Consider the following 10,870-nt stretch of genomic DNA (forward strand, 5'->3'; position numbering starts at 1 on the left):
CCTTGGCACAGTCCGTGACAGGTAGTATCAGCGGTACCGTGACCGATCCAACCGGAGCAGCGGTCAGCGGAGCGAAGGTCACCATGACCTATGTCGACCAGGGGCTGGTCGTCCGTACCGTAACCACGAACAGCGCCGGCTTTTATACCGCAACCTCTCTGCCGCTGGGCCGCTATCAAATAGCGATCTCGGCTTCCGGTTTCGGTGACCTTAGCCTCAAGGACATCGTCCTGCACGCGAATGACACACTTACTTTTAACCGCGAGCTCAAGCCGGGCGCTGCGGCAGTCAGCATTGACGTGGCTGCGGAAGCTCAGGCCATCAATCTGGAGAGCGGAGCCCAGCAGTCTGTGGTGGACGGTACGCAAATGCGTGAGCTGGTTCTCTCAACCCGTAACTACGAACAGCTCGTCGGCCTGCAGCCGGGTGTTGCTTACACCGGTGGCGACCAGATCTACATCGGTAACTCAAATCCTGTGGGCACCACGAATGTGGTGAATTTCTCTGTCAATGGATCTCGTACATCCGGCAATGCCTGGACGGTGGACGGCGCGGACAATGTGGATCGCGGATCCAATTCAACGCTGCTGACCTATCCGTCGGTCGACGCCATTGCGGAATTCAAGACAATGCGTGGAAGCTACAGTGCCGAATATGGACGCGCCGCGAGCGGCCAGGTCAACGTGATTACCAAGAGCGGCTCAACGCAGTTTCACGGAACCGCGTATGAGTTTGTCCGCAACGACATCTTCAACGCCAACGACACGCTGAACAAGCTGACGACGACTCCTTCCGGGGCAGCCAAAACCACCTCCGCACGCAGCCTGCTGCGCTATAACGACTTCGGGGGCACCTTCGGCGGTCCTGTTTGGATTCCAAATGTCTACGACGGGCGCAAGCACGGAACGTTCTTCTTCTATTCGCAGGAACTACGCCGCGTCGTTCTTTATAAACCTATTACCTTGACCGGCGTTCCATCGCTTGCGGAGCGCGCCGGTACGTTCACCTCTCCCGTTTGCACTTACCAGAGCACCTATCTGCCGGGTCAACCGGATACGACTTCGTCGAACCTCGGTAAATGCCGCAATGCGGGGACAACATCTGTGTCTGTTAGCAGCCCGATGGCACAGGCCTATTTGAAAGACATCTTTGCGGGTGTAGGGGCTCCCGACTCGACCGGAACCCTGGTGTTGTCGCCACAGCGCAATATCTATAACGGCAACCAGCAGATCGGCCGTATCGATCAGACCTTCGGAAGCAAGCTGAGCGCTTTCTTCCGCATTATCAACGACTCGATCCCCACGATTGAACCGGGCGGCCTATTTCAAGGAAGCGGCTATCCCGGCGTCAATACCACCGCGACCAACGCGCCCGGGCGTATCTACCTGGGGCACGCAACTTATGTGATCTCACCGCGTCTTCTGGTTGAGGGCGGCTATGCATATTCCTATGGCGCATTGCTGAGTGACCCGACCGGCAAGATGTTGAACGCCAACTCGCCTGACATCAAGCCGACGCTGCCGTATACCTCCACGCTACCGCGTGTTCCAACCCTGACGTTTACGGGCGGCACGACTCTTGCCACCTACGGACCGTACCGTGACTACAACCGGAACCACAATATCTTCGGCAATGTGTCGATTGTGGCTCACACGCACACACTGAAGTTTGGTGCGACCTTTAACAACTACACCAAGACGGAGAACAACGCCGCAGCGAACGCGGGCAGCTTCGCGTTCAGCAACGGCAACGCTCCCACGGGTTCCGGTGCGCAGAACTACCAGCAGTCCTGGGCGAACTTCCTGACAGGCTACGTCACGACCTTCAGCCAGGCTTCGGTGGACGTAACGCCGAGTGTAACCAGCAACCAGTTTGAGGTCTTCGCGCAAGATGACTGGAAGGTCACGCCGCGCTTTACCTTCAACTTCGGTGTTCGTTACTCCTACTTTGCTCAGCCGACTGACAATAATCACGGACTTACAACGTTCGATCCGTCGCTCTACAACTCCGCGAACGCGGCAACCATCGATACCAATGGTCTGCTCTGCGTTGTCGGAGCTCCGTGCACCGGCGTTACCCCGAACGGCTCAGTCACCTACTCGCAGGCCATTACCAATGGTGTGAGCGTGAACGGCAAGCTGGTGGGCAGTCAGGCGAACGGCACCACCGTCAACGGCACCAATTCTCCGTACGGAAACAAGGTTGGCAAGGAAGACAAGCTGAACTTTGCACCTCGCGTCGGTTTTGCCTATGACGTCTTTGGTGATGGAAGAACGTCGTTGCGCGGCGGCTATGGCATCGCGTATGACTCGTCGCTGTTCGGTACCTACGAGCAGAACATCTTCCAGAATCCGCCGTTTATTCTGACCCCAAGTATTTCGAACACCGGCTTCGATAACCCGGCGGCGGTTTCGGCGAACACCAGCTACGCGGCTCAGCTGATCCGCGCCACCGCCCCGAAGATGAGGACGCCATATAACCAGCAGTACTCGCTCAGTCTGCAGAAGCAGCTCCCCGGTAACGTCTTTATGGAACTCGCTTATGTCGGCAGCCACCAGGTTCACTTAATTGGCCTGGTGGACATCAACGAGGCTTCGGCGGGCGCATTTGCGGCATTGACGAACAACACGACCGTTACGAGCAGCAATACGGTTCTCGTGAACCGCGTTCGTCCGTACAAGGGGTACCAGGCCATCAACTCGATTCAGCCCATCTTCACGGGCAACTACAACTCGCTGCAGTTCTCGAGCAAGCGGCAGTTCTCGCATGGTTCGCAGATCGGCATAAACTACACCTACTCGAAGGCTCTGACCAACGCCAATGCCGACCGCACCGGCGCTCCTCAGATCTCCTCGAACCCCGCGGCGGAGTATGGCCGTTCCGCCGCCGACCGCCGCCACATGTTCAACATGAACGCTGTGTGGGCGATTCCGTTCTTCTATGAGCAGAAGGGCTTGACCGGTCGTCTGCTGGGAGGCTGGGAGGTCTCGGCCATCGCGTTCGTCAACAGTGGCTTACCGTTGAATGCAACCACCTCGGGTCTGGATCCTGCCGGGGTCGGCTTTCTGGGAAGCAGTGTGGCGGGTGGACGTCCTGACCGTGTTGCCGATCCGAATGTCGCCGGTTCCAACTATCCGATCCACACGCGTGCTCACTGGTACAACGTGGCTGCATATACTGCGGTGCCCGCCGGTCAGTTCCGTGGTGGAAACGCGCAACGCAACATCATCGAAGGTCCGGGCTGGTGGCGTGCTGATTTGGGCGCCTTCAAGAACATCCGAATCTATGAGCGCCTGACCGTGCAGCTTCGCGGCGAGGCCTACAACCTGTTCAATCACACCAATCCTGACGGCGTAACGACTTCCAGCATTGTGACGGGCTATAACGCGGCCACGAATGTGACCTCGTACAGTTCGACCGCAGGTAATATCACCAGCTATCGTGACAAGCGGATCATGCAGCTTGGAGCAAAGATCGTCTTCTAACTCCTGTTGTTTGAGGTACCTGACGGCGGCCGATGCATCGGCCGTCGTTCCTTTTGCCGGGAAATGACTCCGTTCGGCCCTCTAAACGCCCCGCTCGCTGCAAATCCGCCCCGGAATGGGCACAAACGCGTAAAATGAATAGTGCATCACACGAGCTGCAACGCGGCATTGGAGGAAGTAGTTTTGGCGACACGCGACCGTTTTCTGTTTACCAGTGAGTCCGTAACCGAGGGACACCCTGACAAGATTGCCGATCAGGTATCGGATGCAATCCTGGACGCCTGCCTGGAGCAGGACCCCTATAGCCGCGTCGCTTGTGAGACCCTCACCTGCACCGGCCTGGTGGTGGTTGCCGGCGAGATCACGACCAAGGCGTACGTCGACTTCCAGACCATCGTCCGCAACACGGTGAAGGGCATCGGCTATGACGACGCTCTGAAGGGCTTCGACAGCCAGACCTGCGCCGTCATCTCTTCGATCAACAGCCAGTCGCCTGACATCGCCCAGGGTGTGGATACCGGCGGCGCCGGCGACCAGGGCATGATGTTCGGTTATGCCACCAACGAGACCCCGGACTTGATGCCGACTCCGATCGCGCTGGCGCACAAGCTGTCGTTTCGCCTCTCCGAGGTCCGCAAGAACGGCCTGATGCCGTACCTGCGTCCTGACGGCAAGAGCCAGGTCACGGTGGAGTACGACGAGAACCACAAGCCCGTCCGTGTGGACGCAGTGGTTATCTCGACCCAGCATGCCGAGTTCAAGGACCGCGATCCGAAATCGACGCTGACCAACGAGCAGCTTCATGCCGACATCCTGAAGAACGTGATCCAGGCCGTCATTCCTGCCGAGCTTCTGGATGCCGACACCAAGTACCACATCAACCCGACCGGCCGCTTCGTTATCGGCGGACCGATGGGTGACTCCGGTCTGACCGGCCGCAAGATCATCGTCGACACCTACGGCGGCATGGGCCGTCACGGTGGCGGCGCCTTCTCCGGCAAGGACTCGACCAAGGTCGACCGTTCGGCTGCCTACATGGCCCGCTACATCGCCAAGAACATCGTCGCTGCCGGTCTGGCCGATCGCGCCGAGGTTCAGCTTGCTTACGCCATCGGCGTCGCCGAGCCGGTTTCGGTTCTGGTAGACACCTTTGGAACCGGCAAGGTCTCCGAGGCGAAGATCACTGAGGCTGTCCGCGCCAACTTCTCGCTGACGCCGAAGGGCATCATCGAGACCCTCGAGCTTCGCCGCCCGATCTTCAAGCAGACCGCAGCCTACGGCCACTTTGGCCGCACCGGCGATGCGTTCACCTGGGAGAAGACCGACAAGGCTGCCGCTCTGAAGGCTGCCGTGGCGCAGGAAGCGGTCGCTACCAAGTAATTGAATAAAGGAATAATGGAATAAGAAAGCGCCGCGTTTGCGGCGCTTTTTCTTTGGCGGGCTTGATCGGGCGCTATAGTCATCTCATCCATGCAGCGACAATTGCCAATGTGGGTGACCGGGTTCGCCAACCTGCCGCTCGGCTTCTTCTACGGCTTCATCAACACCACCATGCCGCTGCTGCTCAGCACTCAGGGTGTCTCGGTAGCGCGCATCGCGACGATCTCGGCGATTGCGTTTTCCCCAAGCTTCTGGGGATTTGTCGCGGCTCCGATCGTGGATGTCGGCCTCTCGCGGCGTACCTGGGTCTGGATATGGCTGACCGTGATGGCGGTGTGCATCGCCTCCAGTGTCCTGCTGACACGGCACCTGGTCCTTTTTACAGCCGATCTCACGCTTGGATGTCTGGCAACAAACCTCTTTCAATCTGCCGCAGGCGGATGGCTCGCGGAGATGGTGGAGGACGAGCATCGCGGGCACCTCGGCTCCTGGTACCAGATCGCAAATCTCGGTGGCGCCGCGCTCTTCGGAGTCTCGGCGATCTTCCTGGTCCGCCGGTTTGAACCCGGCATGATGGCGGCAGTGCTGACGGCGGTGCTCTTTCTTGTGCCTGCGTTGATACTCTTTTCGCTATTTCCACGACCTGTGAGTCCAGCTCGTTCGTCTGCGGTTGTCTTCGGTAGCCTCTTCCGCGATCTGGGAAAGATCCTGCGGCATCGCGATGTGCTGCTCGGATTGATTACGTTCCTTCTGCCTGCGGGTGCATTCGCATTGAACAATGTCTTTTCCGGGTTGGGGAACGACTTTGCTGTCTCTCCGGGCTGGGTGACGACCGTTTGCGGTGCGGGAGTCGCCATCGCCTGTTCGCTGGGGTGTCTCGCTGGAGGTCCGTTGGCCGATCGGTTTTCGCGGATGAAGGTCTATATCTGTGCCGGCGCAGCCACCTCGATCGCGACCGGAGTCGCGATTTTTTGTCCGCGCTCGGCTGCAAGCTATGCGCTGTTGGTGCTGCTCTATAACTTCTGCCAGGGAATCAACTTCACTGCACTAACGGCAATCGTCTTCCAGTTGACGGGGAATGAGAATCCGCTCGCGGCGACGCAGATGTCAGTACTCTTCAGCGCGGCAAATCTGCCGACCAGTTATGTTACGTGGCTGGATGGACGAGGTTATGCGGCTTTCGGCATGCCGGGAATGCTGGCGACCGATACGCTGCTCATGATGGTTTTCGGAGTCCTGTTGCTGGTGGCGTTCTACAAGTTCGATCCGGCGCTTCTGCGCGCTCCGCGGTCGGTTGAGAAGGCAATTGGTCACTCGCGCACGGCGGAGGAGTAATGCTGACGCGAGTTTCGTACACCGTTATTTCTCTGGAAACGCCAATAATTACGATCTACAACTCACTTCCGGATCAAGGATATCTATCGGGTTGCGTTTATCACTCCGTTCTGTTCGGCATGGTAGCTTGAAGTATGCCTAAGACCGAGGTTCAGCCGCTAACGGTTTCCGGCGACAGCGGCTCCGGCGGGAAGCGCAATCTTCTCTTCTGGATGCTGTGTATTGCTGGCTGCTTCCAGTTCGCGCAGGGATTTTCCATCACTCTGGGGCCCGCGTTTACCCTGCAGGATTTCGCCTATGGTCACGTTGAAAGCCCGTACCGCCGGCGCATCTTCATGGAGTGGGTCTACCGGGCATTTCTGCATTTGCATGGTACCCGGTTGTTTCATCTGGGCAAGCGCACCATGACTCCGGAGCAGCAGGTTCTGTTTCTTACCGGCTTCATCGCGTCACTTCTGATGGTTGTAGTGACCTGGACGCTGATCCGCCAACTACTGGGACGCCAGACCCCGTGGCAATGGATCTCTCTGGCGGCCATCTACATGCTCGACACCCACGAGCTGCTCTCCTTTGATATTCGAGCGCAGTTTCCCTATGATCTGACCACGCCGATATTTTTCGGGACCGGCTTATACGCTCTGATCAGCCGTAAACGATGGCTTTATTACGTGGCTTTTCTGGTTGGAACGCTGAATCGTGAGACGACGATGTTCCTGCCGCTGCTGTTTGTTGTCTGCTCTTTGCCGGAGGAGTTTTCCCTGCGCCAGGCATGGCGGCAGATTCGTCCTCTTGTGTTGGTCGAGGCAGCCGCTCAGTTGGTGGTATGGCAGCTCCTGGTGATGTGGTGCGAGCAAATGACCGGAGGACACGGAACCGGCATTGTGATCTCCTGGCAGAACAATCTGCGTATCGTCTCCAACCCGACGCACTGGCCTCTCTTTGCCAGCACCTTCGGTTTTCTCTGGATCCCGCTGGTCCTGTTTCATGACAGAGTTTCGGATACACGGCTGCGCCGCTGCGCGTACCTGCTTCCGCTCTGGGTCGCGGTGATGTTCTATACAGGGGATCCGCTGGAGATCCGTTTGTATAACGAATGGATTCCTTATATGACGGCGTGCCTGGCACTGATCGCCAGCAACAGCCTGCTTATTGTCAGGCGTGGGAATGCGGCAGCCGACCGGCCTGCGCAGGCGGTTCAGAATATGATTGCTCATTCGTGAGCGAGTGAATGGTATCCCTCCGCCGAGGGAGGGGTTCGTCGCGGCATTGTTAGCGCTAACTCCTGCTGATTCCATTGAAACGGCGAAAAAAACGGAGTACTCAATGGTGGCTCCATTCGGTACAATCCTCTCGTTCTAGAAGGAGAAATCGTTTTCGTATGAAGCTCCGCATCCTGGCTGCTCTACCTCTCTTTGCGACGGCTCTGTTGGCTCAGAAGCCCGGTGACAAGTACTTTACGAACTGGCCGGAAAATACCGACCCCAAGGTCGTCGGGAAGAAGCTGGCCGACCATTTTGTTGTGAGCCCGCACCAGTACACGGCGACGATCCACTACTCAGAAGTCGGGGCATGGTACGGATCGCTGGAGTTCTCAAAGCTCACCAGCGACACCGATCTCCGCGACAAGCTGATCAAGAAGTTCGAGCCGCTGATGCCCGGCGGCGCCGAGGAGTCCCGTATTCCGCAGCGGCGGCACGTGGACGACTCGATCTTCGGCATCGTGCCCATCGAGATCGGCATCCTGACCAAGGACGAGAAGTATGCCAGCTACGGCAAGAGCTGGGCTGACCGTCAGTGGGAGAATCCGCAGCCGGACGGCCTTTCGGCTGAGACCCGCTACTGGATCGACGACATGTACATGCTAACCATCCTGCAGCTGCAGGAGTATCGCGCCTCGGGCGACAAGAAGTACCTGGACCGCACCGCAAAGGAGATGGTGAGCTATCTCGATAAGCTGCAGCAGCCGAACGGCCTGTTCCATCACGCGCCCGATGTTCCTTTCTTCTGGGGACGGGGTGACGGCTGGGTCGCCGTGGGAATGGCTGAGATGCTGCGTGACCTGCCTGACAATCATCCCGACCGTGCGCGAATCCTGAAGGGCTACAAGCTGATGATGGCCGGCCTTCTGAAGTACCAGGGCAAGGACGGCATGTGGCGTGAGCTGATCGATAAAGACGATGCCTGGCCGGAGAGTTCGAGCTCGGCGATGTTTACCTACGCCTTCATCACCGGTGTTAAGAACGGCTGGCTGCCGGAGGCAGAGTACGGTCCCGCGGCACGTAAGGGATGGATCGCGGTGGCAGGCTATATCGATCAGAACAGCGACATCACGCAGGTGTGCGAAGGCACCGGCAAAAAGAATGACCTTGCCTACTACTACGCTCGCCGCCGCCGTACCGGGGACTTCCACGGACAGGAAGCTGCCATCTGGTGCACCAACGCATTACTGCGGTAGAGCGTTTCTCCTAAAGTCCTGGTGTGAAGCTTCGGGTGCTTGCGCTGTTTTCCGTCGAAGAAAACGGCATTCGCAGATTTATCCCAAGCTACGGTATTAGGAGAATTGCTCTAGATGGTTGCGAGCTGCTTCAAGGAGCTGCGATGAAGAGATGGTGACGTGGAGATGCGGCCGTTCGACGCGATTACAACCGAGCGGTATCGGCTGTATCAGAAGGTTTGAAACAGGGAGGTTTTGAAAGAAGCCCCTGGATAGATCAACGGCGCCATCCTCAAGGATGGCGCCGCTTTTTTCCGCCTGGGGATGATCTTTCGTGTTCGTGCCCTTCATCTTGCAGCTACATCGAATCACCACACTAGAGACCATAGCTGGCAGTAAAAAGGCCCCGCGAACGGGGCCGAGAGAAGAATTCATTGAGGTGATTTATTGCAGGCAGATGTAATCAAATTCCTGCGTGAATGTATCCAGGATTCCGCTCCCTGAGGTTTTGACCGTTACTACAGTTGTGGATGTCGGCGACCATTGAGGGAATGCGTTAACACCATGATTGAGACCATTCTGTATGACCTGGCATGTGTACGCAGTATTCGGATAAGCCGCTCCGAAGGTGATCGTGAATATCGTGCCGGCGCCAATACCCGTTCCGCCTGGAGTGACTGTTACTCGACCTCTATTCGCATTGCAGGATGCTCCTCCCATGCAGGCAACTGATCCAGTACTTCCAGCCGCACTGCCGGCCGTGAAGGATACAGCTCCTGTATTAGCCAATGGAATTGCGCCACCATCAGTGCCGTTGCCATTGGAGTCAATCGATACGACATGCCCGGGAGTGAAGCTTCCGGTCGTGCGCAACAGATTCGTTCCAGTGGTTCCCTGTAGCCCGGTAATAAAGTTCGGAGAGCTGAAGAACTGCAAACCGTTGTTGGAATGGATCGCAAATTTCTGCGCCCCGTTGGCAGCCCAAATGCCAAGGTATCCCTTATATCCATTGCTGGAGTTGTTGTACTGCAAGCACGTTCCGCGGCCCCCGGGACAGTTCATAACTCCCGAGTTACCGCTGATAATGAGGCTGGCGGCATTTCCAACTAACCTTACGTTGTCGTTGAAGAAGTAATTTGCAGCATCGGGCGAGTACCCGAAACTGGATGTTCCTAGAGTTGACCCACTCGCAGGAGAAGGCTGAGCCGTAACTATATCGTAGTCATCGCGAGAGCTACCGCAGTCTATATTCATGAGGTGGTGGTTGCAGCTGATGAGGAATATGGTCCCGCGATTTGCAGGTTCGGTCATCGGAGGGTTATACGCCATGCCTGTCGGGTACGGAGCGGGCATATCAAACAGAGTCCTCCAGCCTCCGAGGATGCTGAACAACCGAGGAGCAACGGTGTAGCCTTTCTCTGCGGTTGGAGGATTGTTCCTCGACGCATACATCTGAGCGTTGTTGCCGTTGATGATGGCTTCGGCGAAGTCTCCACCTCCAAGCCCAGTGAAAGTCCGAGAAAGACTCGACTCGCTGGGGCTGCCTCCAATTGTGTTGTACTTCACGGTGTTGCTATAGCCTTCGTGGACGCGGTCATGGATGAATAGAACATTGTCGATTAAATCCCCAGGATGCGTGGGATCTCCTGGTATTCCCGGAGACCACTTCGCTGGGTCAACCAAAGTTACATAGGCATTCGGCTGCCCAGGCTGATAAGCATTACCCATGTTCGTTAGGACGGAGTAATTGCGAGCGTAAGGATAGATCCCATAGGGGTTGGGGTATGTTGTCTGCGTTGTTGCTGAGGCCACTCCCGTGCAGGTTCCACCACCGTTGTTGGTGATATTCACCGAACCAAGTACGAACTGGCCATTGCCATTGAGATTCAGGCCGCTGAAGCTGGCTGYGGCAGTGCATCTTCCAGGGAAGATGATCTGCGGCATAGGCATACTCTGCGGTAGAGCTCCTACCTCAGCCACATCGGACCGGTATGCGTTTCCAGTTTGGGACGTGATTGTGACTGCGGTTACATTGCCTGATCTATCTACGGTGACGGCAAGCACAGGAGGAGAACTTACCACCGTCTTGGCTAAGCCCATAGTCGTGATCGCAGTCCACATCCCTGTGTACAGGATCATGTTGCTGCCGTCGTAGCCAATGATGGGAGCGACCTGGCGCCGAATATCGATGGGCTTGATATTGAACGGAAGTCCTATACCGATCTTTGTATTAAAC

The 10,870-nt window shown here is 57.1% G+C and carries 6 protein-coding genes; 5 read left to right on the top strand and 1 reads right to left on the bottom strand.

Annotated elements, in window-relative coordinates; translation table 11 throughout:
• Nucleotides 1-14 precede the first annotated feature (14 nt).
• From AB4043_RS03045 to AB4043_RS03065, 5 genes are all read left to right on the top strand, one after another.
• Nucleotides 15-3,485, top strand: coding sequence for a TonB-dependent receptor domain-containing protein (locus AB4043_RS03045; RefSeq protein ID WP_442306482.1), 3,471 nt, complete (start codon nt 15-17; stop codon nt 3,483-3,485).
• 183 nt (nt 3,486-3,668) lie between these two features.
• Nucleotides 3,669-4,865 (top strand): methionine adenosyltransferase, encoded by a 1,197-nt coding sequence (gene metK, locus AB4043_RS03050; RefSeq protein WP_442301935.1) that lies wholly within the window; start codon nt 3,669-3,671, stop codon nt 4,863-4,865.
• Nucleotides 4,866-4,973: 108 nt separating this feature from the next.
• Nucleotides 4,974-6,200: an MFS transporter gene (locus AB4043_RS03055; RefSeq protein ID WP_442306483.1), complete on the top strand. Its 1,227-nt coding sequence runs from the start codon at nt 4,974-4,976 to the stop codon at nt 6,198-6,200.
• Nucleotides 6,201-6,334: 134 nt separating this feature from the next.
• On the top strand, nt 6,335-7,420 hold the full coding sequence (locus AB4043_RS03060) for a hypothetical protein (RefSeq protein ID WP_442301937.1): 1,086 nt from the start codon (nt 6,335-6,337) through the stop codon (nt 7,418-7,420).
• 158 nt (nt 7,421-7,578) lie between these two features.
• Nucleotides 7,579-8,655, top strand: a complete 1,077-nt coding sequence (locus AB4043_RS03065) for a glycoside hydrolase family 88/105 protein (protein WP_442301938.1) — start codon at nt 7,579-7,581, stop codon at nt 8,653-8,655.
• A gap of 423 nt (nt 8,656-9,078) precedes the next feature.
• Here AB4043_RS03065 and AB4043_RS03070 read toward each other — a convergent pair.
• Nucleotides 9,079-10,870 (bottom strand): hypothetical protein (locus tag AB4043_RS03070; protein WP_442306484.1); only part of this gene is annotated, 1,792 nt, incomplete at its 5' end.

The organism is Terriglobus sp. YAF25, assembly GCF_052113305.1.
Classification (GTDB): domain Bacteria; phylum Acidobacteriota; class Terriglobia; order Terriglobales; family Acidobacteriaceae; genus Terriglobus.